Raw genomic sequence first — 24,177 nt, forward strand, 5'->3', positions numbered from 1 at the left:
TCATAAAAAGAGGCCTTTTTTCTCATAAAAAAACTGATCTTGATAGATCAGTTTAATGTGTAGTGATAACACCCATGACTCCTAGCAGCAATACAAGAATACCAAGAATGATACGATACCATCCGAAGACCTTGAAGTCATGTTTTTTGATATAGGCCATCAAGAACTTGATGATCACCATTGATACCGCAAATGATACAACACATCCAATAATTAAAGTAATAAGCTGTGTTGAAGTGAAGGCAAAGCCGAATTTTACCATCTTTAATAGACTTGCACCAAACATGACTGGAATAGCAAGGAAGAATGTAAATTCTGCTGCTACTGTTCTTGATACACCAATCATTAAGGCTCCGACAATAGTCGCACCTGAACGAGATGTACCAGGGAAGATTGCGGCAATAAGCTGGAACATACCAATAAGGAAAGCTGTTTTCCCATTGATTGCTTTTAAAGAACGAACACGTGGTTTCATATCTTTATTTTTATTTTCTACAACGATGAAAGCAACACCAAATACAATTAATGCGATTGAGACGCATAGTGGGTTATAGAACCATTTTTCAAAGAGTTCATCGAAGAGAACACCAACAATGGCAGCTGGTACACAGGCTACAAGGATCTTTAGCCATAGATTGATGATTTCAAAATCAACATAGCGCTTGATACCTTCTTCTTCCTGTTTATTTCTAAATGGCCAAATTTCATTCCAGAAAATAACGACAACGGCCATGATTGCTCCTAACTGGATCACCACTTCAAACATGCTGTAGAAGTCTGCTCCGAGCATTTTTTTCATATTAAGAAATGATTCAAGAATAATCAGATGACCTGTTGAACTTACTGGTAGCCATTCTGTAATTCCTTCTACAATTCCAAAGAATAGGCTTAATAAATATGTAATCATATGCTTTCTCCTTATAAATGATATGTTTACTATACCACTTCTTTAACATTAATCAACATCATTAAAGTCAAATAAAGATAATTGCTCATTAAGTACTTCTTGAACTGGCGCAAAAGATTTTCTGTGAATTGGTGTAACCCCATATTTTCTAAGTGCCTCTTTATGTGCCTTTGTGACATATCCTTTATGCTTTTCAAAGCCGTATTCTGGATATTTTTTTCCATATTCTTTCATTAGTCGATCTCTTGTCACTTTGGCTAAAATGCTTGCTGCAGCAATCGATTGTGACTTGCTGTCGCCTTTGACAATTGCTTCATGTGGAAGCTCATTTCCTAATGGCATAGCATCTGTCAATGCGAAATCAGGTTTCTTGTCAATGCTTCTGATAATGCGTAGCATCCCTTCTTTTGAAGCCTGATAGACATTAAGTGAATCAACTTCTTCTACATCAATTATTTCTATTTTATAAGCTAAAGCATTTTCTATGATAATATCAAATAATGCTTCTCTTTTCTTTTCTGTTAATTTTTTTGAATCATTAATGCGTTCATCATAGTAATCTTCTGGAAAAATAACACCTCCAACAACAAGAGGTCCAGCCATTGGACCTCTTCCTGCTTCATCTAATCCTATGATTGTATGGTAGCCTAATGTTCTTGCTTTCTTTTCAAATTCAAGTCTTTCACACATTTGGTCTTTCCCATGATACAGATCCAAAAGCACCATCAAATAGATCTTTAAAGAATAGATCCATGACTCTTTCGTAATCTGTTTCTCCTCTCACTTTCTTAAGATGTCTCACTTTAGCAATCTGTTCAAATACTGGAAGTACCCAGTCTTCCTGTTCATCAAATGATAAATCATAACGCTCTTTAAGAGCTGATGGATAGTACTTATTTAAATATGAGATTGCATAGATGAATAGATCATCTCGAGGAAGAATATCTAATTTGATTGAACCAATCAACGCTACGTTCTTGGCAATCTGTTCATCTGTATATTTTGGAGCTAATACGCCCGGTGTATCAAAGAGTTCAAAATCTTTGTCCACCCTGATGATCTGCTGTGCCTTAGTGACACCTGGTCTATTGCCAGTGACAGCTGCTTTTCTTTTAGCGAGCTGATTGATAAATGTAGATTTCCCTACATTAGGCACACCGATAACCATTGCACGAATAGCTCTTGGCTTTAAGCCTCTGCTTCGTTCTTTTTCCATTTTTTCACGAAGTACCAGCTTACATTTATTGATAATCTTTTTATATTCATTAAAGCTTTTTAGATTGACGGTCATTGCTTCGTAGCCTTGTTTCTTAAAAGCATCAATCCACAATTCAGTCACCTGATTGTCTGCTAAATCTTTTTTCGTCATAACAATCAGTCTTGGCTTGTTTTTAATAATACGATCAAATGTCCTATTCTTTGAAGAATATGGTGCTCTAGCATCTACAAGTTCAATAACAATATCAATAAGTTTGATCTTGCTTTCAATTTCTCGTTCTGCTTTCGCCATATGACCAGGATACCATTGTATTTGTGCCATATTACTCAGTCCTTCCCATTTTATTGAATGGATAAAGTATAATTCCACCTCTTGCCTTAAAATCTTTTATTGTAAAAGTACCTAAAGCACGAGAATCTACAGAGTTAAGTCGATTATCACCTAACACATAGTATTCTCCCTTTTTAAGAGTGACTTTAAAATTATTAGTAAAAAGTGGACTTTCCATTTCTCTTTTCTTTTGTTCCTTAAAACTTTGATCTAAGAACGTTTCCTTCACATATTTCCCATTGACATAGAGTTTATCGTTCTTATATTCAATTGTTTCTCCAGGTAAGCCAATAACCCTTTTAATAATTGTCTCTTTCAGTGTTTCAGAGCTTAAAACAACTATATCAAAACGTTTAATGACACTAAAATCTCTAGACATAATCGCAAATTCTCCATCCTGTAATGTGGATTCCATCGATGTCCCGCTGACAGTCACGGGCAATAGACAGGATCTCACCAGTACTACAAGGGCAAGAACCGCAATTACTGCTATAACTTTCTTTTTCATTAATAAACCTCTACTTTCAAAGAGAAAAAAAGAATGGAGGATATCTCCCCCATTCTTTCTTATTTACGTAATTCTTTAATTCTAGCTGCTTTACCAGATAAGTTACGTAAGTAATGTAATTTAGCTCTACGTACTTTACCGATCTTAGCTACTTCAATATGATCAATAATTGGTGAATGAATTGGGAATACTCTTTCTACACCTACACCGTAAGAAATTTTTCTAACAGTGAATGTTTCACCAATACCTTTACCTTTTTTTGCGATACAAACACCTTCAAATAACTGAACACGTGATTTGTTACCTTCCTGAATAGTTACGTATACTTTTAAAGTATCACCAGGTTTGAAAGTTGGAATATCACTTCTTAACTGGTTTTTTGTGATCTGATCTACTAACTGCATGTTCATGATCAATTTTCCTCCTATTATATCAATTGTAGTCTTGGAAGTTCATGATGTGTCATCAGCGGAGCTTCTGTGTCATACGACTTAGGTATAATAACATCTTTTATCACGGATATCAATAATTTTCTTTTATTTCTTCCAGTAATTTTAATTCTTCTTCTGTAAATGTTCTACCTTCCAATAAATCAGGTCTTCTGATCATTGTACGTCTTAATGATTCCTTTAATCTCCACTTGCGAATATTTTCATGATGACCAGAAAGCAGTACCTCTGGAACACGTGTTCCATCATATTCTGCAGGATGCGTATACTGTGGATACTCTAATAGCCCATTGGAGAATGAATCATCTTCATGGCTGGATTGTCTGATTGCCCCATGCAATAATCTAATAATCGCATCACTTATGACCATACTAGAAAGTTCTCCACCAGTAAGAACATAATCACCGATGGATACTTCCATATCCACATAGTCCCTGATTCTTTCATCGAATCCTTCATAATGACCACAAATAAAGATAATATGTTTTTCATTTGAAAGATCTACAGCCATCTTCTGAGAAAATGTCTGTCCCTGTGGGGACATAAGAATGACTAGTGAATCATCGGTTGTGATCGTTTTAAGACAATCAAGCAACGGCTGGCACATCAGTACCATACCCTGACCTCCGCCATATGGTGTATCGTCAACACTTTTATGTCGATCTAAAGCAAATTCACGGAAATCATGAATTTCTACTTCTACTACACCTTTTTCTATAGCTCTTTTAATAATGGATGTATGAAGGAAACCTTCAAACATCTCTGGGAACAAGGATAGAATATCAATCTTCATTGATAAATCCCTCAATCAATTCTACATCAATTCTTTTGTTTTCTACGTCTTTATTTTTAATAAAGGCATCTACATAAGGAATCATAATATCTTTTCCATTATGATTGACCACAAGAAGATCTTGTACTCCCTGATTATAGAAGTCACTGACTGTACCGATAAGTACACCTTTATCGTAGACTTCACAATCAATAAGGTCACTTGCCCAGATTTCATCATCTTCTAATGTGATATCTTCCTTATTGGCATATAACATGAGACCTTTGTATTTTTCTACGAGATTGATATCTCTCATATCGACAAATGAAATCATATCAAATCCTTTATGTACACGATGAGAATCTATCTCAAATGAAAGTGTTTCTCCATGATACTGAAGAAAGACATGTGCACCTTTCGCAAAACGTTCATCTGGGAAATCAGTCATGGCTTTTACCTTAAGTTCTCCCTTAATACCGAACGTATTAACAATCTTGCCAACTTTTACTTTATTTTCCATATAGTTACACCTCGTTATCTTTATGATATACAAATTTTTAGAAAATGAAAATGACTTTTCCTATTAATAAAAAATAGGATGTGTAAATACGCATCCTATTCTTCACCATAAGATTCAAATTTGATATCCAGATGCTTATTGTTTAATCGTCCAGCAACAGACATCATTCTACGAATAGAATTAGCCATTACACCTTTGCGACCAATAAGTTTTGAAATATCATTGTGATCAGCATAAACATAAAGAACAATTGTGTCTTCATCTAATGAAGGCATTTCTCTGACTTCAAGATGATCTTTGTTATTGACTAACTCAACACAGATATCTTGTAATGTTTTTACATAATCCATAATTATTTTGCCTTTTTAGATTCAGCGAATTCTTTAATGATTCCTTCTCTAGATAAGATGTTCTTAACTGTATCAGAAGGCTGAGCACCATTTCCTAACCAAGCTAAAACGTTTTCTCTCTTGATAGTTACTTTAGCTGGGTTCTGTCTTGGATCATATGTTCCTAATTCTTCAATGAATCTACCATCTCTAGGCATTCTAGAGTCAGCTGCTACGATTCTATAGAAAGGAGATTTCTTACGTCCCATTCTTTTTAATCTTAATTTAACTGCCATGTATATATCCTCCGTAAACTAATTTTTATTTTTATGACTCAATCATAATAACATATAAAAAAGAAGTGTCAAGTACTTTTACTTAACACTTTCATTTTTTATCTCTTTTTCTTCTTTTTATGACGTACTTTCTTACGGTTAGGGTTTGGATTATAACCGCCATTATGCTGTGGTTTTTGTGTTGGCATACCTGTCATAGGATCAATATTAGAGAACTGCTTCATCATCTTTTTAGCCTGTTCAAACTGTTTTAATAGTCTATTGACATCTGCAACAGTCTTCCCAGCCCCTTTTGCAATTCTTTCTCTTCTTCTCATATTGATGATTTCTGGATGCTGACGTTCCTGCATTGTCATTGAGTAGATCAATGATTCAGTTTCTTTTAATCTCGCATTAGAATCTTCATCAGAGAATTTAGGTAATTTAGGCATACCTGGTACCATCTTTAATAAACCAGAAAGTGGACCTAATTTTTTAAGCTGGTGCATCTGATCTAACATATCGTTAAGATCAAATGTTCCTGATTTCATCTTGTTGAAAGCTTTCATGCTTTCTTTTTCATCATAGACATCCTGAACCTTTTCTACTAAGGAAACAACATCCCCCATACCTAAGATTCTTTCTGCCATACGATCAGGGTAGAATAATTCAATCTGATCTAATTTTTCACCAGTACCGATATACTTGATTGGTACATGAGTTAAATAACGAATAGAGATAGCTCCCCCACCACGAGAGTCACCATCTAATTTTGTAAGAACTGCTCCGGTAATGCCAAGCTGTTCATTGAAGCTTGATGCCACATTGGCAATTTCCTGACCTGCCAATGAATCGACAACCAATAGGATTTCATCAGGATTAGCAATACCCTTTAATTCTTTAAGTTCTTCCATTAGTTTCTGATCAATCTGAAGACGACCAGCAGTATCGATCAAGATGACATCATTGCCATCAGCTTCCGCTTTAGCTAAAGCGTTCTTTACAATCTGCTGTGCAGATACATCCACACCTTCACTATATACTGGAACATCTACCTGTTCACCAATAGTCTTTAACTGTTCTACAGCGGCTGGACGATAAATATCAGCAGCAACCAATAATGGTTTCTTATGATTCTTTTCTTTAATATACTTAGCAATCTTACCAGTTGTAGTTGTTTTACCTGAACCCTGAAGACCTACCATCATTACAATTGTAGGCTTCTTAGAGAAATCTACAGTAGAAACATCTGTACCAAGTAATTCTACTAATTCATCATGGACAATCTTAACAACAACCTGTCCTGGCTTTAATGAGCCAAGGACATCCTGTCCTAATGCTTTTTCCTTTGTATTTTTAATAAAGTCTTTAACGACTGTAAAGTTGACATCTGCTTCAAGTAACGCTAAACGTATTTCACGAAGCATCTCGTCCATATTTTCTTCTGTTAATCGATCTTGACCTCTGACCTTTTTCAAGGTTTCAGAAAGTCTATCCGTTAAGGATTCAAAAGCCATAATTAACCTCCTAGATTCTTCTCAGCATTTCAAGATATTCTTCTATCTCGTCACAATCTTTTGTACTTTCCTGCTCGATTTTATCTATAAGCGCCATGCGTTCTTTATGCTTTTCAAGCAGCTGAAGCTTTTCTTCATAACGCTCCATGCTCTTTAAAGCTCTTCTTAGATTATCATAAACTGCATTTCTTGATACGCCTAGATCATCCGCAATTTCTGATAGCGAAAGATCTTCTTCATAATAAAGTTCAAGATATTCCTTCTGCTTATCCGTCAGCATCTCTTTATAACAATCCATCAATAGAATCACATGTTCTTTTTTTTCTAATAAGTCTTCCACGAAAATCATTCCCCCATAAGATCATGACATAATCCGTAGATATACTGTTCTAGATCAAATTCCTGAAGATCATTCATAGATTCTCCAAGTCCGATGAACTTCACTGGAATATTTAAGCTATCTTTAATAGAAAGCACAATACCACCTTTTGCAGTTCCATCCATCTTTGTTAAAACGATACCTGTGATATCAGTAATTTTCGCAAACTCTTCGGCCTGATTGACACCATTTTGTCCAGTTGTCGCATCAATGACAAGAAGTGTTTCATGAGGACCTTCTGGAATTGTCTTCTTGATGATACGATTCATCTTCTCAAGTTCTTTCATTAATCCTACTTTATTTTGAAGACGTCCTGCTGTATCACAGATCAATACGTCAACCCCAGCTTCTTTAGCCTGTTTAACACCATCAAAGATAACGGAAGAAGGATCTCCACCTTCTTTTCCCTTGATACAAGTAATACCAAGTCTATTGGCCCATACATCAAGCTGATCAATAGCACCTGCTCTAAATGTATCTCCAGCAGCCACCATGACGCTCTTGCCTTCTTCTTTCATCTTATGAGCAAGCTTAGCAATCGTTGTTGTCTTACCAGCTCCATTGACACCTACCATCAAGATGACAGTTGGTCCCTCTTTGGCATAATTGATCTTTGTGGTCATATAAGAATCATTTGCATAGATCACGAACATCTTATCTACGATGATATCATTGATCATTTTTGGATCCTTAATATTTTCAATTCTTACTTCTTTCTTGATTTCATCGACAATGGTCATAACCATGTTGACGCCAACATCACTCATGATAAGGATGTTTTCTAATTCTTCAAAATAATCATCATCGATTTCACGATAACGTGCTGCCAATGAATTGATTTTATCTGAAAAAGAAGTTGATGATTTATCAAGACCAGCTACATATTTCTCATTCTGTTTTGTAGACTTTCCTACAAAAGTCTCTTTAATCTTGCTGAATAATCCCATAAAATTCCTCCTTTATCCATTTGTGCCTACAGCCTCTTTCAATTGTACGCTCACTAGCTTAGTAACGCCTTTTTGCTGCATGGTCGCACCATATAACAGATCACATTCCGCCATAGTCCCCTCTCTATGCGTAACAACCACAAACTGTGTCTTATCAGAGAACTGTCTTAAATACTTTGCAAATCTTTCTACATTGGCAATATCCAAGGCAGCTTCTACTTCATCAAGAATACAGAGCGGTACAGGTCGTACACTAATAATCGCAAATAGACAACTTAAGGCAATCAAAGCATTCTCCCCTCCGGAGAAAGAATGAAGCTTTGCGGATTTGCCCGGTGGCTGCGCTTCTATTTCAATACCCGTCTCAAGAATATTGGATGGATCACTGTAATGTAATGACGCATGTCCCCCGCCGAACAAATATCTAAACACCTCATTGAATTGTACATTAATTGCTTCAAAAGTGGAAGTAAACTTTTCAATCATGATATGATCCATATCATCAATAGCCTTCAACAGGCTATCTTGAGCCTTGATTAATTCAAGTCGATTATTGTTTAATTCTTCATAACGTGAAGATACTTCATTGTATTGTTCAATAGCTTCCACATTGACATTTCCTAATGAGGCAATACGCTGACGAAGATCACGTACACGATCTTTGGCACTATCAATTTCTAGATCTTCTCTTGAAATGGATTGTGCATGTTCATAGGTCATCTTGTATTCATCATTAAGTCTCATGAGATAGTTTTCAATCTCTGATTCAAGCTTTGTTTTCTTGATTTTCTGATTTGTAAGTTCATGTTCAAGATCCTTAAGCTCACTTCTTAACTGCTTTAACAATGAATCAATCGCTTCTTTATCATTGACATACCCCATACGAATTTCACGCTTTGTCGCAATGTCTTCTTTGAGTTTATCACGTAACCTTTTGGCTTCATTTAATTCATCAATCAATTTAGAAGACGTTGATCCTGAAGACAGGTCTTCAAGTTCCACTGACTCATGTGTCAATGCTTCATATTCACTTTTTCTAAGTCCTAATTCATTTTTCTTGTTTGTCGCCACAAGTTCCAATTTTGCATAGGACATCTGCTTTTGCATGAGAGCCTGACTTAACTCTCTGCCAAGATCTTCACTTTCATGCAAAAGAATTCGTTTTTCATTAAGTGAATGTTCTTCATTCTTGATCTTTTCTTCAATTTTCTCTAATTCTCTTTTCGCTATAAAAGGAGAATGTGCTTTATGCAATGATCCACCTGTCAATGAACCACCGACATTGATGACATCACCTTCACAAGTAACCACCTTATAGCGATGATGAATATCTTTCGCAATCATCGTTGCATGATCCAAAGAATCTGCCACAATGATATGTCCTAATTGATTCAAGATCACATTTTCAATATCACTTGGATAATTTACAAAATCACTCATGACACCTAAGTATCCCGGCATCGCTTCAACGACCATTTTATGATCTCTTAAGCTTCTAGGTTTCATTGTTTTCTTAGGCATAAATGTTGCTCTACCAGCCTTATTGTGACGAAGGAAACTGATAGCCTTTTTCGCATCATCTTCTTCATCGGTAATAATAAACTGATGTGCCCCACCAAGCGAAACACTTAAAGCTGTCTCATACCCCGGTTCACTTTCACAAAGATCACCAATGGTTCCTCTAATTCCAGATAGCGAAGCTTTCGCTTTTAAAATGGCACGAACACCCTGACTGTATCGTGAATGATTTTCTATTTCATCCTTAAGTCTTTCTCTTGTCGCACGAGATTGATGTAAAGCAATATTCATATCTTCAATGCTTTTTCTAAGCTGATCCTTCTTTTTCCCATTATCAGCCTGTCTTTTTGTTAATGCATCCTTTTCTTCCTTTAACACGTTTAAACGTGCTACACGGTCATTATATTCACTAATGACATCCTGAAGGATGGCTTTTAGACTGTCTATCTTTTCTTCTAGATGCTTCTGGTTATCACTTTCCAATAAATGTTTTCTATTGGCATCAATTTCTACTTTCTGTGTCTCTAGATTTGTCACATTGTTCATAGCTACAAGAAGTTTTCCTTGTAACGTATTGATCTCTTGATCTAAAGCATACATCTTTTTAGAAATCTCTTCACTTTGATGATCTCTAACAACCATGCCACTTTCTTTTGTCGCTTGCATCTGTGTTAATTCATCAAGTGATGCATTGAGTTTCTTTAAAGTAAAAGAATGGTCTTTGATCATCTTGACAAGAACAGATACTTCAATATCCTGAAGTTCTTCTTTAAAAGATAAATAACGTTCAGCCTTTTCTTTTTGTCTTCTTAAAGGGCCAATCTGTTTTTCTAGCTCATTGACGATATCCTCTGCTCTTTCTAGATTATGAGTCGTACGTTCTAGCTTGTTTACAGATTCTCTCTTTCTTTTCTTATATTTTGCTACACCGGCAGCCTCTTCAAAAAGAACACGTCTTTCTTCTGGCTTAGATGAAACAAAAGCACTGATGCTATTTTGAGAAATGATTGATAATGAACCTTTACCTAAACCAGAGTCCATAATCAAGTCAGTAATATCCTTTAATCGACATGGCTGGCGATTGATAAAATATTCTGCCTCTTTATCAATACGATACAATCGTCTTGTGATTTCTACCTCGTTAGCATCATATTCAAGATGATGATCTTCATTATCAAAAACCAAAGTCACTTCCGCAAGATTTTGCGGTTTACGATCCTCGGATCCTGAAAAGATCACATCCGTCATAGCGTCACCACGCATTGCTTTAGCAGACTTCTCACCAAGAACCCAGCGAATGGCATCAGTAATATTCGATTTTCCACATCCGTTTGGACCAACAATGCCATTGATGCCCTGCTTGAACTCAATCACACTCTTATCCGCAAACGATTTGAACCCTTGGAGCTCTACTCTTTTTAAATACATGTGCGCTATCCTTTCTTAAATTTAACAATGCCCTCTTCAACGCTTTCAATACGTGCGAGAGCTTCAATACGATAACCTTTCTCTTCAAATGGCTTTCTGCCATTCATAAATGCTTTTTCAATAACGATTCCTGCACCTACGCATGTTCCACCAGCTTTTTCCACTAGTGAAATCATCCCCTTAAGGGCTGCACCGTTGGCTAGGAAATCATCAATAAGAAGAATACGTTCTCCCTTTTGAATATAGCGTCCATCTAGACAAGCTATATAGTCCTTATTTTTAGTAAAAGAGTGTACTTTTTCCTCTAGCATATTCTTGCTAGTAATAGCACTCTTTTCTTTTTTAATATAGACTACAGGCACATCATCAAAATATAGTGAAACAATTGCAGCAACCGCGATACCGCTTGTTTCCATAGTTACTATCTTATCAATAGAAACATCATGAAAACGCTCTTTAAAGGCTTCACCAATCTTCTTTAATAGCTTTATATTAATCTGATGATTTAAGAAATGATCCACTTTTACAATATCAGGGGCAATCACTTCTCCTTTTTGAATATATTCTTCTAATTCTTTCATCTTAATCCTTTCTATTAACAATGAGCTTATTGACATAACTCTTTGTAGAAAGAGGCATCTTTACAGTAAAGACTGAACCTGCATCCTCTTCGGAAGTTACATCAATCTTAAAGCCATGCAAAGCAATAATTCTTGAAACAATTGATAAGCCAAGTCCATTTCCTTCAACAGCTCTTGATTTATCATCTCTATAAAAACGTTCAAAGATATGAGAAATCGTCTCTTCTGACATACCAATACCAGTATCATGAATCAATACGCTGATATCTTTTCCCCATCTTTTTACTTCCACAGTGACAACACCGTGTTCTTCTGTATATTTAATTGCATTATTAATAAGATTGATCCATACCTGTTCCATACGTGATTCATCTGCTTCAACAAAGATTTCACCTTTAGGTTTAATAAATTCAATCTCAATATCCTTAGATAATGCGGTATAATCCTGAGTTTCAATGACTCTATTTAACTGATCAATCAAGGAATATTCATGTATATCAAGCTTTGTGTCTTCTCCTTCAAGAAGTGTCAGCTGCAGCATATTCTTTGATAAGGTAGAAAGACGCTGCGAATTGCTTGAAATAATGGATGCATATTTCTTTCTTTGATCATCAGGAAGATTTTCTGATTTCAAAATATTCGCAAATCCTGAAATAGCAGTTAATGGTGTCTGGAACTCATGAGAGACATCACTAATAAATTGTTGCCTTGTCTCTTCCTGTTTTGCAAGCTGAATAGCCATCTGGTTAAAGGCATTATAAAGCTTGCTGATCTCATCTTCTCCAGCATAGTTGACTCTGACTCTATAGTTCCCCTTTATAAGCTCATTAGTAGCCTTAGTTAAATTGGAAATAGGTTTCACAATAAAGTCTGAAATAATCAAGAAAACAACACTGCCGACAAGCAGAAGAATGAGTCCTGAAACAATATAGGATGTCACAAAAGTAGACTTCTTTAACGTATTGTCTCTTTGTACACTGATAACATAGCGTATTCCTTCTATTTCATACGTCTTTGCATAAGCGACAAGAGAAGAAGTATTTGTGGTCTTCTTCCCATTAATAACCGTAAGCATCGCTTTCTTTTCTGCTTCACTAAATCGTGATTTTTTATTCATATGACCATAGGTCTTATCGATATTTTCATTGTAGATATTAAATGACATTTCAGAGGATTGAGAGTAGTCACTTAATACACTCTTTTGATCATTAGGACCAACAAGTTCAATAAGATCCGCAATATGCTTGCTGGCACGTTCCAATTCAGAGTAAGCAATCTGATTGGTATTATCATCCGTTCTTCTTATCGCAAAGAATCCTGCTAATAAGAATGAAACAAGAATGGTCATAAAAAATGCAAAATAGAGTCTTCCATAAATGGATTTCATTATTCTACCTCAAGCTTGTATCCTAATCCTCTGACTGTGACAACCTTGAATCCTGGAAGATCTCTAAGATTTTCTCTAATTCGTTTTATATGTACATCTACAGTACGATCAAATCCTTCATAATCCATTCCCCAGATTTTTTCAATCAGCTGTTCTCTTGTAAAAATCTGGTTAGGGTTCTTCGCAAGTTCAAAAACAAGTTCAAATTGTTTTAATGGCAGATGCAGCGCTTCATCTTGATATCTAATTTCATACTTATCTCCATCAAAAACCACATCACCAATTGTGACAATATTGCTTGTATTGATACTATAGCGTTTTAAGATTACACGTACACGCGCTAAAAGCTCTTCAGGATCAAATGGCTTTGTGACATAGTCATCAATGCCAAGATTAAATCCTCTGAGTTTATCTTTTGTCTGTGATTTTGCGGTTAACATAATGACCGGAATATCCTTATACTGTCTCATCTCTTCAACAAGTTCAAAGCCATCCATACCTGGCATCATGACATCCACAAGTGCTAAATCAACATATTGGTTTTCAATAATTTCAATAGCTTTTTCTCCATTAGCTGCTTCAATACATTCAAAACCAGCTTTATCTAAATAAAAGCGAACAAGCTCTCTAATGCTTGCTTCATCATCTACAATCATAATTTTGGATTTCACTGCATTCACCACCCATTCTAGTGTATTATACCATAATCACTATTTTTTGCCTATGACAAATCCCAGTTTAACAACCACATTCCTGCGCATTTTTCAGTGCTTTTATAAGTTCAGGAAGCTCATCAAACGATGAGAGCTTAGCCCCGCTTGCCAACGCATGACCGCCCCCGTTAAACTGTGCTGCCACCTCATTGATGGCAGTCTTTCTAGAACGAATGCTGACGCGGATATTATTGTCTTTTATATTTTCAGTAATAGCCATCCAGATATCAAACTCTTTGATATTAGAGAGCGTATTAACATAATTAGAACCTTCTTCTCTTGTAATTTCTAATTCTTTTAGATCTTCATCTTTAAGAACATAATAGGCAATACGTCCCTCTTTTACATAATGATTCAAGATAAATCTTGTCACATTAAGATCCTTTTCTTCACGAAGATACATATCCTGATAAATAGCTTCAATATCAATACCGCTTTCTAGCAGATAGCTAGCTGCTTCAAAAGTCTTAACACCGGTATTTCTATAAAGGAATCGGTTAGAATCACCGATGATACCAATATATAAAGCACGTGAAGCTTCCTTATTAAGCATAAAGCCTCCTTCTTTAAAAAGAAGAGAGACAATCTGTGCACATGAGGATGCGGATACATCTTCAATATTAATGTCTCCATATGAATCTACTACAATATGATGATCAATCTTAATGACATATTCACATAAAGAAAGATCTCCATCAATACGTTCCTTGTTGGCAGTATCTAATACAATACCAAGACTCTTTTCATCTCTTATTTCTTCTCTTTCTTCATTGATGAACATTGGTGCAAGCGCACTTGTAAATTCGCCCATCAAGACGACATGCTTGCTTGGAAAATGTTCCTTAATAAAATGATAGAAACCGAGCTGGCTTCCAAATGCATCCATATCTGGATTGACATGTCTATAAAGAAGGATCTGAGAGTAATCCTGTATTTTTTTAATTATTTTATCCATAAACTAACCTCCACTAGCATATTATCATACCTACAATAAAAAAACAAAAAGAGCTAACGCTTGCGCGTTAAGCTCTTATAGATTCAATAATCTAACTGTATCTCTGGCAATCATCACTTCTTCGTTTGTAGGAATTACATAGACATCTATTTGAGAATACTGATTTGAAATCAATCTGTTGCCACTCTTTCTTTCTGCATTGGCTTTTTCATCTAGGAATACCCCTAATGCTCTTGAGCAGTTATCGATGATCAGACGTCTTAAATAAGCCGCATTTTCACCTACACCAGCAGTAAATGCGATCGCATCAAGGCCGCCCATTTCTACAAAGTATTCACCAATATACTTAGAAACAATACGAGCATAAAGCAGTGAAGTAAACAATGCACGTTCAGATTGTTCCTTAGTAGCCTTACCATCTTTGTTGAACAATGCATTTTCAATATCACGGGAATCTGAAGAAATTCCAGATACGCCCTTCATACCTGATTCATTATTATAGATATGCAAGATTTCACTTGGTGTTTTATTAAGCTTCTTGCATAAATATGGCATGATTGATGGATCAACATCACCACATCTTGCACCCATCATTACACCAGCCAGTGGTGTGAATCCCATGGATGTATCAATGCAGATACCATCCTGGACTGCAGAAAGCGATGCACCATTTCCTAAATGGCAGACAATCACACGTGAATGACGTGGATTACCCATTAATTCATTGACCTGTTCTGAAACATAACGGTGACTTGTTCCATGAGCACCATATTTTCTTACTTTATACTTTGTATAGAATTCATAAGGTAGTGGATAAAGGAAACGTTCCTCATCCATTGTCTGGTGGAATGATGTATCAAAGACAAAAACATGTCCCACATTTGGCAATGCTTCCCTAAAAGCACGATAACCAACGAGATGTGCAGGATTATGGAGAGGTGCTAATTCTGATAATTCTTCTACTTTTGCAACGACATCTTCGTCTACAACAGCGCTATCCTTGAAGTAAGGACCACCCTGTACTACACGATGTCCAACAGCTTCAATATCAGTAAGCTTTTCTACAATTTTTTCTTCTACAAGTGCCTTCAATAACATTTCAACAGCCACGCTGTGATCTGGGATAGGCTTTTCTACAACTTTCTTTTCGCCATTATACTTGATAGAAAAAATTCCTTGTTCCAATCCAATTCTTTCCAATACACCTGAACAGATAACAGTCTCTTCAGGCATTTCAAATAACTGAAATTTTAATGATGAACTACCGGCATTAACAGCCATAACTTTTGACATATTAAACCCCCCTGTCTGTATCAATTATATATGGGTTTGAAAAATTTCACAAGCTAAATTGTTAGCACTTACATGGCGTATGTTAAAAAATGTACAAATAATCATGATGTTTTTAAATAAAAATATTCACAAGCAAAAAAGAGAAGAGTTACCTCTTCTCTGTAAATTTCACATCAGTTTCTTGTGAAAATTCCTTTTTATCAACTTTCACATAGAGCCTTGTCTCTTCACTATTTCTTAAAACCATGCGATTATCATCTATCGATTCAATCTCAAAGCTTTCCTCTTTACCTGTATCATAATTCAATTTCAATTGTGTACCCGTACGTTCATAAGAGCCACTGACGCCCTTCTTTTGTCTTTCATCAATTGTGACAGTCGTCATAGTACGAGATGTTCCAAACATCACATACTGACTTTCAGTTGTACTTATTCGTCGATACCAATATCCTCTTAAATACGAAGACGTGTTATCAATGCATCCTGTTAACAGGAGTAAAAGTAAGAGCAAGACTTTCAATTTCATATTAATCACCAATAAAATTGTATCATAACTGATTGATTATGCAAGTTCATGATGCTTACCAAGGAACGCTCTTGTGCGTTCATTTTCTGAAGCAAACATCTGATCAGGTGTTGTTTCTTCTACAATGACCCCCTGATCCATAAAGATCATACGTGTAGAAACATCATGAGCAAAGCTCATTTCATGAGTAACGATGACCATTGTCATCTTCTCATCAGCAAGTTCCTTGATAACCTTCAAGATTTCCTGTGTCAACTCTGGATCTAATGCACTTGTAGGTTCATCAAAGAATAAGATACGTGGCTTCATTGCCAATGCTCTCGCAATAGAAACACGCTGTTTTTGACCACCTGACAATTCAGAAGGATAAGCTTTCTCTTTATCTTCAAGTCCCATCTTCTTTAAAAGTGCTCTTGCTTCCTTGTAGACTTCTTCCTTGTCTCTCTTCTGAATACGAATTGGGGCATCTACAATGTTTTTCATCACATTAAAGTGTGGAAACAAGTTATAGTTCTGAAAAACCAATCCAAAGCAATGCATTGCTTCTTTTTGTAGCTGTTTCTTATAGATGGCATGTCCACCAACAGACTCTACGACCTGTTTATCAAGATAAGATAATTCTCCATCATCCATTGTTTCTAAGAAGGTAGCAATTCTTAACAATGTCGACTTTCCGCTTCCAGAAGGTCCAATGATTGAGACAACATCCCCTTCTTCTACAGAGAAACTGATATCCTTTAAGACATCATTGTCGCCAAAGTGTTTCTTAATATGTTTCATATCCAAGATTTTCATACAGTTTCCCCCTAATCATAATAGTCCATTAACTTTTCACAGTGTTCCATAAGAACTGCGACAATAAAGTTAAATACATAATAGAAAATAGCTGCAGCAACAAATGGCATCATGCTCTTCTGATTAGCAGCAATAACCTTAGCCTGTGAGAACATTTCTACATAGGCGATTGCAAATGCTAAAGAAGTGTCTTTAACTAGCGTAATGACTTCATTTGTGATGGATGGAAGAATTCTCTTAATGACCTGAGGCAAAATAATAACAAAGAATGTCTGGAAACTGCTGTATCCAAGCAGCTGTGCTGCTTCATATTGACCTTTTTCCATTGAGGCAATACCACTTCTAAAAATCTCTCCAAAGTATGCAGCATAATTAATGACAAAGGCAAAAATAACCGCAAATCCTCGCGCTGGTGATGGCATATTAAACAGGTAGAATGGTCCAAAGTATACAACAAACATCTGTAGCATCAGCGGTGTACCACGCATGATGGAAATATAGAACTTAGTGATATTTTGAATCACCTTATTCTTAGACATTCTTGCCAATGCAACAAATAATCCTAGCGGCAATGAGAAAAGCAAGGTAAAGAAGAAGATCTTTAATGACTTCATCATCCCATCAAGAAGCTGATACATGATCTGTGGCAATGTCATTTTCTTTGTTGTGACATCAGAACCAAACCACTTATCAGATATCTTATTGAAAGTACCATCCTTCTTCATGGCATCCACAGTCTTTTGAATTTCATCTCTTAATTTCGTATTGCCTTTCTTAAAGCCAATACCGTACTGTTCTTTTGAGATGTTCTCATTAACAATTGTTAATGTATCCTTCTCCTTGATCATATATCTTGCGACATAATAATCCATTGCAACAGCATCAACACTTCCCTGTTCTAACTCCAATAACGCTGTCTGATAAGAACCAATCTTGATCATGGACTTAAAGCTCTTAGCTAATTCACGATGCTCTTCAGATTCCAAGGCTGCTTCTGCACTTGAATCCTTCTGTACTTCTACAATCTTGTTCTTAAGATCATCATGTGATTTAATCTTATCGCTTTTCCTTACTACAAAGACCTGTGAGTTATTAAGATAAGGTTTCGTCCACGTGTACTTATCTTCTCGTCCGTTGATCGTAAAGGCATTCCAGATACAATCAATATGGCCACTATCAAGTTCCATATCCTTAGAATCCCAATCGATTGGCTGAAGCTTAAGCTTATAGCCTAAACGCTTTGCGGCTTCTCTTGCTAAATCGATATCGAAGCCTACAAAGTTCTTATCGTTATCCACAAAACCGAATGGAGGACACTCCTGATCAAAACCGACAGTGAGCACTTTTTCTTTTGCGTGCGCATCAACACTAAACATTGATAAGCATGTAAAAGAAAGCATAATCATAACAAACAGTTTTAATACTTTTTTCATATTAACCCCCTTAACTATAGGAGAAGAATATCACAAACCCCTTTTAAAGTAAATGTTTCCAGAGAAACAAAAAACACTCCAGCGGAGTGCTTTTTGTTTCACATCATTTTGGGAAATTTAATTGTAACAATCGGTCCATTATATGATTTTGTTTTTGGGAAGGGTATATAACAAACCTCTTAGCTACAAGATTATTATAATAGGCTTTCCTTAAATTAAACTTAAACTTTTTTAGCATAATCTAATGAAACGTATCTTGATTTTTTCTTATAAGTGATTTTTCCCCACTTCTTTGATTTCACTGATTTTACTGTGACATTAGCGCCTTTTTTTAGTACACCTACAGATTTAGAACTTGTAGTCGCACCTGTTCTAACCTTTAATTTAGATGTTGTCTTATAACGTCCTGTTGTATATGTCTTAAGCCTTGAAACAGTTGTAGTGACTGTTTTCTTAACAGTAGACGTTTTTTTTGCAGATGATGATGAAGTTGTTGTTGTAAAGTTCATCGCAAATAATTCTTTGGCTTTATTTCCACGCTTAACTGGATTAGTTGTCTGATCCAATGGTCTTTCAAACTTTAAGCAGAACATATAGCCAACATTATAAGCTTCATCAGCTGTGTTTTTAGTATAAGGTACAATTGATTTTTTATGTGCGTTTTTTTCATTGCCTTTAAGTTCTGTAAATAGATAAGAAACCTGATTATAAATTGAAGCACGCTGTGCTTCTGTCTTATAAGTGTCCTGGAATACTTTTAATCTATCGCCCTGCCACTGGCATAGACCATAACTTATATTCTTGTACCAAGCATTTGGGTTATAGCTTGATTCATATTCAATGTTAGCTAAGATTCCACATGCCTGTGCTTTTGTTAGTCCACGCGCTACAAGCTGTGAATAGATTTCATTTCTGTTACGCTCTGTTGTTGTAATCGCAGATGCGCTTGTGTGAAATAAGCTAACGCTTAGCGCCAATAGAAGCGCAAAGGCTACAATCACTCTTGATATTTTTTTCATTCAAATCCCTCATTTCAATTTATATGTTAAAACTACATTTTTATCATAAATTTTGGTTTATACATAGTCAATCGTTCATTTAGGATTTAAGCTACAACTTAAATTTTCTTAAGTTTTATTTATAGTTCACCGAATTTTCGGTTTTAAAAAAGGATAACTTACTCGTTATCCTTTACTTTTTAAAGAGTGTTCCAAGAATACTGCGGCCTAGCTGGGCGCCGAGGTTCCCGCCTAGGCGCTGGCCAAATTTTCCAAATTTGCCTCCAGCGGCCTTACCAGCCTCTCTGCCGAGTGTCCCTAAAAGCGTACTGCCAACTGATTGTACGGCACGCTTTTTCGCACGATCTTCTTTTTCTTTTTCTTTTAATGCTTCTTTCTCTTTTTTCATAGCTTCTTTTTCTGCAGCCTGATTAGCTTTTTCCTGCTCTTTTTTAGCTTGTTCTTCTAAGCCCATACGAGACAGGAATTCGTATGCGGAATCGGGATCATAGCTTTTCGCGTATTTACTATAAAGAAGCGATGAATTGATGAGTTGTGTACGTTTTTCTTCACTAATGGCTCCAAAGCTACATCTTGGTGGTAGAATAGATACTTTCTGAGCCATTTCTGGGATTCCTTTTTCATCTAGGAATGAGACAAGGGCTTCTCCTGTTCCTAGATTCAAGATTGTATCATAAGAATTGAATGCAGGATTTTCTCTGAATGATTCAGCAGCAGCTTTCACTGATTTCTGATCAGCTGGCGTATAAGCTCTTAATCCATGCTGAATCTTATTGCCGAGCTGAGCAAGTACACCATCTGGAATATCACGTGGATTTTGTGTACAGAAGTAGATGCCCACTCCTTTTGAACGGAAGAGTTTGACAACCTGTTCAATTTTTTCAAGCAGAGCCTTTGATGTCCCTTTAAATAAAAGATGTGCTTCATCAAAGAAGAAGACCATCTTTGGCTTATCCATATCCCCTACTTCAGGAAGTGTTTCAAACAATTCTGATAAAAGCCAAAGCAGGAATGTAGAATAAAGCTTTCCATTATTGATAAGACTCTCACTATCAAGAATATGAATCATGCCCTTTCCACCTTCACCAAGTGTCAGGAAGTCCGCAATAGATAGTGCTGTTTCACCAAAGAACTGATCTCCGCCCTGTGTTTCTAATGCTACGATAGCTCTTGTAATAACACCGATTGTCGCACTTGAAATCTTGCCATAATCCGCTTCAAAAGACTTGCTGTTATCATTGATATAGCTTAACAGGGCCTTAAGATCTTTTGTATCGACAAGCAAGAGATTGTGATCATCTGCAATCTTGAATGCTACAGAAAGCACATCACTTTGCAGTTCATTTAATTCCAGCACTCTCGCCAGCAACAATGCACCCATTTCAGAAATAGTTGTTCTTAATGGGATACCAGTTTTACCAAAGAGATCCCATAAAGTAACAGGATAACCAGAAAAAGAGAAGCCTGCTTCATCAAGCTTAAAGCATGCGATACGCTTATCCATATCTTCGCTTTTGCTTCCTGGTTCACTAAGACCAGCAACATCACCTTTGACATCAGCCATGAAAACTGGTACGCCCATATCACTAAATGATTCTGCGAGCACTTTTAATGTAACAGTCTTACCTGTACCAGTTGCACCAGCAATCAGACCATGACGATTGGCCATCTTAGGTAAAAGATAAACGGGTGTATCTGCATTACCCACCCAGATTTTATGATCAATAAACATATAATATGTCCTCCTATATATCTACACCTATTCTATCATGTCATCACTTCATTTTAAAAAGAAATCAAAAAGACAGGAAAAACCTGTCTTAGATCAATGCGAAATAGCGCAATATGAATATCCAGAATGTTAATGTGAAAGCACTAAGTAATGTTGTTAACACAACCGTGTTGCTTGAAAGTGTTCCTTCGTGGTTCATGTTCTTTGCCATAACATAAGAAGAAACAGTTGTAGCTGAACCTAACATAATACAGATGGCTAATAGCTGTTCATTTCTAAATCCCCACATAATTGCAAAAGGAAGGAACAGACATTCTAGTCCTATAAGCTTAATAAATGAAGCAATGATGCTGTTCTTTAGTTGACCTTTAACTTTAGTAGGATCAATGGTAGCACCCATTGCCATTAAACCTAATGGTGTAGATAAGTTACCAATATGCTTTAAGGTCTTCACCATAATGGTAGGCTGAGGTATTTTTAACAATGACCAGATAAAGCCAGCTGCTATACCAATGATGATAGGATTACGTGCAATTCCTTTTAATGAATCCTTAAATAAAGATTGCGTATGTTTTTCATAAAGTGGATTAGTGGCAGATAGGACAACAACTGCCATAACATTGTAAAGCGGTACAGCACCCAATATCATCAGTGGTGCCATATGGGCATTGTTATAGACGTTTTGGATATAGGCTATTCCAAGTAATGCAGCAGAGCTTCGATAGGAAGCCTGAATAAATTCTCCTCTTGCATGAAAGCTATCCAATCTTGTAGAAATAACAACACATATCCCAATTGAGAGCAATGTAGCAAGAAAACAGAAGCAAATAAAAATAGGATTCCATGATGAATAAAAGTCAGTAGAAGAAAGCTGATTAAACAGCAACATCGGTAAAGGTAGACGGAAGACAAAGCGATTGAGCTTTGCGGCAAAATCATCATCGATCCAATTGATTTTATGAAGACAATACCCTAATACCATTAATAAAAAAACGGGCATTGTCGCATTTAAACTAAAAACAAGTTCAGACATATTATCCCCCCATTGTTTCCATTTTACACCTTTTTAATATTCTATAAAGTAAAATATTGCATTTAAAGGAAAGCTCTATCATAATAAATGAAAAGGAGTCTTGGTTATGAAAGAATGGACAAAAGAAGAACGTTATAGAGTACTTAAAAACAGAGAAGAAATTGTAGATTTACATGAACGCATTAAGCAGTCTCAATATCGACAATCTTATCATATTCAGCCTATAACCGGTTTGCTGAATGATCCAAATGGATTTGTTTTTCATAAGGATAAATGGCATCTTTTTTATCAATGGTGTCCTTGGGGTGCAGTACATGGACTAAAGTACTGGTATCATACTGAATCAAGTGATCTTGTTCATTGGGATAATAAAGGTATCTGTATTCATCCTGATCAGGATTTTGACAACAAGGGAGCCTACTCTGGTTCAGCGCTTGTGACTAATCATTCTATTTATCTTTACTATACTGGTAATCATCGTGATGAAGACTGGAAGAGATCTTCCTATACCTGTCTTGTCAACATGAGAGATGATGGTACAAGTCATAAATATTCAAAACCACTTTTTGGTCCTCATCCTTCTTACACTGAACATCAGAGGGATCCTAAGATTATTTATCGTAAAAAAGAAAAGATGTATTATCTTCTCATCGGTGCACAGACAGCTGATAAGAAAGGCTGTATCATTGTCTATAAGTCACCTTATCACAATAAGGAATGGACTTTTGCTGGACAGCTCAATGTACCCGGATTTGAAGATTTTGGAGATATGTGGGAATGTCCTTCTATCGAGCATATCGATGATTGTGATATTCTGATTTTCTGTCCTCAACATCTTTCTATTCCTTCAAGGGGAAACAATATACATCATAATGGCTATATCATTGGACATATGGACTATGATACACTTACTTTTACACCTGATGGTCAGTTCCATGTTCTAGACTTTGGATTTGATTCTTATGCAGCTGAATGTGCCGCTAATATAAATGATCAAAAGAAAGCAATTCTCGTTGCTTGGATGGGACTTCCTGATGCTTCATATCCTACTGATGATGAAGAATGGTCAGGATGCCTCACTTTACCTAGAGAATTGACTGTAAGAAAAAGAAGATTGATTCAAAGACCACTTAAACAGCTTGAAACATTAAGAGATAAAAAGATTAATCCATTTAATCGTGAATTACCTAAATGTTGTGAGATTGATTTAAGACTACATGGAAATATTGATTTCAACTTGTTTACAAAACAAGATGGCAGTGGTGGACTGATGATTCACTATGATGAATCACAAAAACACATCTACATTGATCGTTCAGGTATGACCAATAGATTCAATAAGGAATTAGGTGAAAGTCAGACTCGTATTCTTGATCATCCATTAAATCATTTACAGATTTACATTGATGCAAGTTCTATTGAAATCTTTGTAAATGATGGTGATGCAGTCTTTACATCTAGAGTATTCCCTACTAAAGAAGAACATTTCTTCTCTATTATTGGTGAAGGAACAATGCAGATTTATACATTAAAGTCTTCTAATGGTAATCAGTTTATTGTTTAACAGGAACATTTGTTCCTGTTTTTTTATTAACTTATGACTAACTCAAAT

25 protein-coding genes are annotated in these 24,177 nt (G+C 36.0%); 1 reads left to right on the top strand and 24 read right to left on the bottom strand.

Annotation, left to right across the window (positions count from 1 at the left end; all coding sequences use genetic code 11):
• Window positions 1-52: 52 nt before the first annotated feature.
• From T513_RS0103355 to T513_RS0103470, 24 genes are all read right to left on the bottom strand, one after another.
• Window positions 53-907, bottom strand: coding sequence for an undecaprenyl-diphosphate phosphatase (locus tag T513_RS0103355; RefSeq protein ID WP_029070663.1), 855 nt, complete (start codon window positions 905-907; stop codon window positions 53-55).
• A gap of 48 nt (window positions 908-955) precedes the next feature.
• Window positions 956-1,597, bottom strand: coding sequence for a ribonuclease HII (locus T513_RS0103360; protein ID WP_051550614.1), 642 nt, complete (start codon window positions 1,595-1,597; stop codon window positions 956-958).
• On the bottom strand, window positions 1,590-2,447 hold the full coding sequence (ylqF, locus tag T513_RS0103365) for a ribosome biogenesis GTPase YlqF (RefSeq protein WP_031588937.1): 858 nt from the start codon (window positions 2,445-2,447) through the stop codon (window positions 1,590-1,592). The genes T513_RS0103360 and ylqF overlap by 8 nt, the downstream gene beginning before the upstream one ends.
• A gap of 1 nt (window position 2,448) precedes the next feature.
• Entirely contained in the window at window positions 2,449-2,964 is a 516-nt protein-coding gene (lepB, locus tag T513_RS0103370) for a signal peptidase I (RefSeq protein ID WP_029070665.1), read from the bottom strand.
• Window positions 2,965-3,023: 59 nt separating this feature from the next.
• Complete coding sequence (rplS, locus tag T513_RS0103375) at window positions 3,024-3,374, bottom strand: 50S ribosomal protein L19 (RefSeq protein ID WP_029072208.1); 351 nt, start codon at window positions 3,372-3,374, stop codon at window positions 3,024-3,026.
• 112 nt (window positions 3,375-3,486) lie between these two features.
• The gene (trmD, locus tag T513_RS0103380; protein ID WP_029070667.1) at window positions 3,487-4,206 is read right to left on the bottom strand and encodes a tRNA (guanosine(37)-N1)-methyltransferase TrmD; all 720 of its coding nucleotides are present in this window, start codon (window positions 4,204-4,206) and stop codon (window positions 3,487-3,489) included.
• Window positions 4,196-4,705, bottom strand: coding sequence for a ribosome maturation factor RimM (gene rimM, locus T513_RS0103385; RefSeq protein WP_029070668.1), 510 nt, complete (start codon window positions 4,703-4,705; stop codon window positions 4,196-4,198). The genes trmD and rimM overlap by 11 nt, the downstream gene beginning before the upstream one ends.
• Window positions 4,706-4,800: 95 nt before the next feature.
• Window positions 4,801-5,055 carry a KH domain-containing protein gene (locus tag T513_RS0103390; RefSeq protein WP_029070669.1) on the bottom strand — a complete coding sequence of 85 codons (255 nt, stop codon included), beginning with the start codon at window positions 5,053-5,055 and terminating at the stop codon, window positions 4,801-4,803.
• Window positions 5,056-5,057: 2 nt separating this feature from the next.
• Window positions 5,058-5,330, bottom strand: a complete 273-nt coding sequence (rpsP, locus tag T513_RS0103395; protein ID WP_029070670.1) for a 30S ribosomal protein S16 — start codon at window positions 5,328-5,330, stop codon at window positions 5,058-5,060.
• 98 nt (window positions 5,331-5,428) lie between these two features.
• Entirely contained in the window at window positions 5,429-6,826 is a 1,398-nt protein-coding gene (ffh, locus tag T513_RS0103400) for a signal recognition particle protein (RefSeq protein ID WP_029070671.1), read from the bottom strand.
• A gap of 10 nt (window positions 6,827-6,836) precedes the next feature.
• The gene (ylxM, locus tag T513_RS0103405; protein ID WP_029070672.1) at window positions 6,837-7,166 is read right to left on the bottom strand and encodes a YlxM family DNA-binding protein; all 330 of its coding nucleotides are present in this window, start codon (window positions 7,164-7,166) and stop codon (window positions 6,837-6,839) included.
• 5 nt (window positions 7,167-7,171) lie between these two features.
• Window positions 7,172-8,152: a signal recognition particle-docking protein FtsY gene (gene ftsY, locus T513_RS0103410; protein WP_029070673.1), complete on the bottom strand. Its 981-nt coding sequence runs from the start codon at window positions 8,150-8,152 to the stop codon at window positions 7,172-7,174.
• 12 nt (window positions 8,153-8,164) lie between these two features.
• The gene (locus T513_RS0103415; RefSeq protein ID WP_029072207.1) at window positions 8,165-11,098 is read right to left on the bottom strand and encodes an AAA family ATPase; all 2,934 of its coding nucleotides are present in this window, start codon (window positions 11,096-11,098) and stop codon (window positions 8,165-8,167) included.
• A 5-nt stretch (window positions 11,099-11,103) separates the two neighbouring features.
• Complete coding sequence (locus T513_RS0103420) at window positions 11,104-11,679, bottom strand: xanthine phosphoribosyltransferase (protein WP_029070675.1); 576 nt, start codon at window positions 11,677-11,679, stop codon at window positions 11,104-11,106.
• A 1-nt stretch (window position 11,680) separates the two neighbouring features.
• Window positions 11,681-13,066: a sensor histidine kinase gene (locus tag T513_RS0103425; RefSeq protein ID WP_031588938.1), complete on the bottom strand. Its 1,386-nt coding sequence runs from the start codon at window positions 13,064-13,066 to the stop codon at window positions 11,681-11,683.
• On the bottom strand, window positions 13,066-13,737 hold the full coding sequence (locus T513_RS0103430; RefSeq protein WP_029070677.1) for a response regulator transcription factor: 672 nt from the start codon (window positions 13,735-13,737) through the stop codon (window positions 13,066-13,068). The genes T513_RS0103425 and T513_RS0103430 overlap by 1 nt, the downstream gene beginning before the upstream one ends.
• A 67-nt stretch (window positions 13,738-13,804) precedes the next feature.
• Entirely contained in the window at window positions 13,805-14,734 is a 930-nt protein-coding gene (locus T513_RS0103435) for a DHH family phosphoesterase (protein WP_031588939.1), read from the bottom strand.
• Window positions 14,735-14,809: 75 nt separating this feature from the next.
• Entirely contained in the window at window positions 14,810-16,027 is a 1,218-nt protein-coding gene (locus T513_RS0103440; RefSeq protein ID WP_029072202.1) for an acetate/propionate family kinase, read from the bottom strand.
• A gap of 148 nt (window positions 16,028-16,175) precedes the next feature.
• Window positions 16,176-16,553, bottom strand: coding sequence for a hypothetical protein (locus T513_RS0103445; protein WP_029070680.1), 378 nt, complete (start codon window positions 16,551-16,553; stop codon window positions 16,176-16,178).
• Window positions 16,554-16,589: 36 nt separating this feature from the next.
• Complete coding sequence (locus T513_RS0103450; protein WP_029070681.1) at window positions 16,590-17,348, bottom strand: amino acid ABC transporter ATP-binding protein; 759 nt, start codon at window positions 17,346-17,348, stop codon at window positions 16,590-16,592.
• An 11-nt stretch (window positions 17,349-17,359) separates the two neighbouring features.
• Window positions 17,360-18,781 (bottom strand): ABC transporter permease subunit, encoded by a 1,422-nt coding sequence (locus T513_RS11920; RefSeq protein ID WP_080692666.1) that lies wholly within the window; start codon window positions 18,779-18,781, stop codon window positions 17,360-17,362.
• A gap of 221 nt (window positions 18,782-19,002) precedes the next feature.
• Window positions 19,003-19,800, bottom strand: coding sequence for a phage tail tip lysozyme (locus tag T513_RS0103460; protein ID WP_031588940.1), 798 nt, complete (start codon window positions 19,798-19,800; stop codon window positions 19,003-19,005).
• A gap of 172 nt (window positions 19,801-19,972) precedes the next feature.
• Window positions 19,973-21,532 (bottom strand): helicase HerA-like domain-containing protein, encoded by a 1,560-nt coding sequence (locus T513_RS0103465; protein WP_031588941.1) that lies wholly within the window; start codon window positions 21,530-21,532, stop codon window positions 19,973-19,975.
• An 88-nt stretch (window positions 21,533-21,620) separates the two neighbouring features.
• On the bottom strand, window positions 21,621-22,565 hold the full coding sequence (locus T513_RS0103470) for an AEC family transporter (RefSeq protein WP_031588943.1): 945 nt from the start codon (window positions 22,563-22,565) through the stop codon (window positions 21,621-21,623).
• A 106-nt stretch (window positions 22,566-22,671) separates the two neighbouring features.
• On the opposite strand from T513_RS0103470, the gene T513_RS0103475 reads away from it, so the two are divergent.
• On the top strand, window positions 22,672-24,129 hold the full coding sequence (locus T513_RS0103475; protein ID WP_031588945.1) for a sucrose-6-phosphate hydrolase: 1,458 nt from the start codon (window positions 22,672-22,674) through the stop codon (window positions 24,127-24,129).
• The last annotated feature ends 48 nt before the right edge of the window (window positions 24,130-24,177 follow it).

The organism is Kandleria vitulina DSM 20405 (genome assembly GCF_000702065.1).
In the GTDB taxonomy this organism is placed as follows: domain Bacteria; phylum Bacillota_I; class Bacilli_A; order Erysipelotrichales; family Coprobacillaceae; genus Kandleria; species Kandleria vitulina.

Excerpts from the sequence above, each read along its gene's own strand:
- T513_RS0103440 (WP_029072202.1), bottom strand. The coding sequence starts at position 16,027 with ATGTCAAAAGTTATGGCTGTTAATGCCGGTAGTTCATCATTAAAATTT.
- ffh (WP_029070671.1), bottom strand. The coding sequence starts at position 6,826 with ATGGCTTTTGAATCCTTAACGGATAGACTTTCTGAAACCTTGAAAAAG.
- trmD (WP_029070667.1), bottom strand. The coding sequence starts at position 4,206 with ATGAAGATTGATATTCTATCCTTGTTCCCAGAGATGTTTGAAGGTTTC.
- rpsP (WP_029070670.1), bottom strand. The coding sequence starts at position 5,330 with ATGGCAGTTAAATTAAGATTAAAAAGAATGGGACGTAAGAAATCTCCT.
- T513_RS11920 (WP_080692666.1), bottom strand. The coding sequence starts at position 18,781 with ATGAAAAAAGTATTAAAACTGTTTGTTATGATTATGCTTTCTTTTACA.
- T513_RS0103435 (WP_031588939.1), bottom strand. The coding sequence starts at position 14,734 with ATGGATAAAATAATTAAAAAAATACAGGATTACTCTCAGATCCTTCTT.
- T513_RS0103445 (WP_029070680.1), bottom strand. The coding sequence starts at position 16,553 with ATGAAATTGAAAGTCTTGCTCTTACTTTTACTCCTGTTAACAGGATGC.
- rplS (WP_029072208.1), bottom strand. The coding sequence starts at position 3,374 with ATGAACATGCAGTTAGTAGATCAGATCACAAAAAACCAGTTAAGAAGT.
- T513_RS0103450 (WP_029070681.1), bottom strand. The coding sequence starts at position 17,348 with ATGAAAATCTTGGATATGAAACATATTAAGAAACACTTTGGCGACAAT.
- T513_RS0103465 (WP_031588941.1), bottom strand. The coding sequence starts at position 21,532 with ATGTTTATTGATCATAAAATCTGGGTGGGTAATGCAGATACACCCGTT.
- T513_RS0103390 (WP_029070669.1), bottom strand. The coding sequence starts at position 5,055 with ATGGATTATGTAAAAACATTACAAGATATCTGTGTTGAGTTAGTCAAT.
- T513_RS0103415 (WP_029072207.1), bottom strand. The coding sequence starts at position 11,098 with ATGTATTTAAAAAGAGTAGAGCTCCAAGGGTTCAAATCGTTTGCGGAT.
- T513_RS0103355 (WP_029070663.1), bottom strand. The coding sequence starts at position 907 with ATGATTACATATTTATTAAGCCTATTCTTTGGAATTGTAGAAGGAATT.
- ylqF (WP_031588937.1), bottom strand. The coding sequence starts at position 2,447 with ATGGCACAAATACAATGGTATCCTGGTCATATGGCGAAAGCAGAACGA.
- lepB (WP_029070665.1), bottom strand. The coding sequence starts at position 2,964 with ATGAAAAAGAAAGTTATAGCAGTAATTGCGGTTCTTGCCCTTGTAGTA.
- T513_RS0103420 (WP_029070675.1), bottom strand. The coding sequence starts at position 11,679 with ATGAAAGAATTAGAAGAATATATTCAAAAAGGAGAAGTGATTGCCCCT.
- T513_RS0103460 (WP_031588940.1), bottom strand. The coding sequence starts at position 19,800 with ATGAAAAAAATATCAAGAGTGATTGTAGCCTTTGCGCTTCTATTGGCG.
- T513_RS0103470 (WP_031588943.1), bottom strand. The coding sequence starts at position 22,565 with ATGTCTGAACTTGTTTTTAGTTTAAATGCGACAATGCCCGTTTTTTTA.
- T513_RS0103425 (WP_031588938.1), bottom strand. The coding sequence starts at position 13,066 with ATGAAATCCATTTATGGAAGACTCTATTTTGCATTTTTTATGACCATT.
- ftsY (WP_029070673.1), bottom strand. The coding sequence starts at position 8,152 with ATGGGATTATTCAGCAAGATTAAAGAGACTTTTGTAGGAAAGTCTACA.
- T513_RS0103475 (WP_031588945.1), top strand. The coding sequence starts at position 22,672 with ATGAAAGAATGGACAAAAGAAGAACGTTATAGAGTACTTAAAAACAGA.
- T513_RS0103360 (WP_051550614.1), bottom strand. The coding sequence starts at position 1,597 with ATGTGTGAAAGACTTGAATTTGAAAAGAAAGCAAGAACATTAGGCTAC.
- rimM (WP_029070668.1), bottom strand. The coding sequence starts at position 4,705 with ATGGAAAATAAAGTAAAAGTTGGCAAGATTGTTAATACGTTCGGTATT.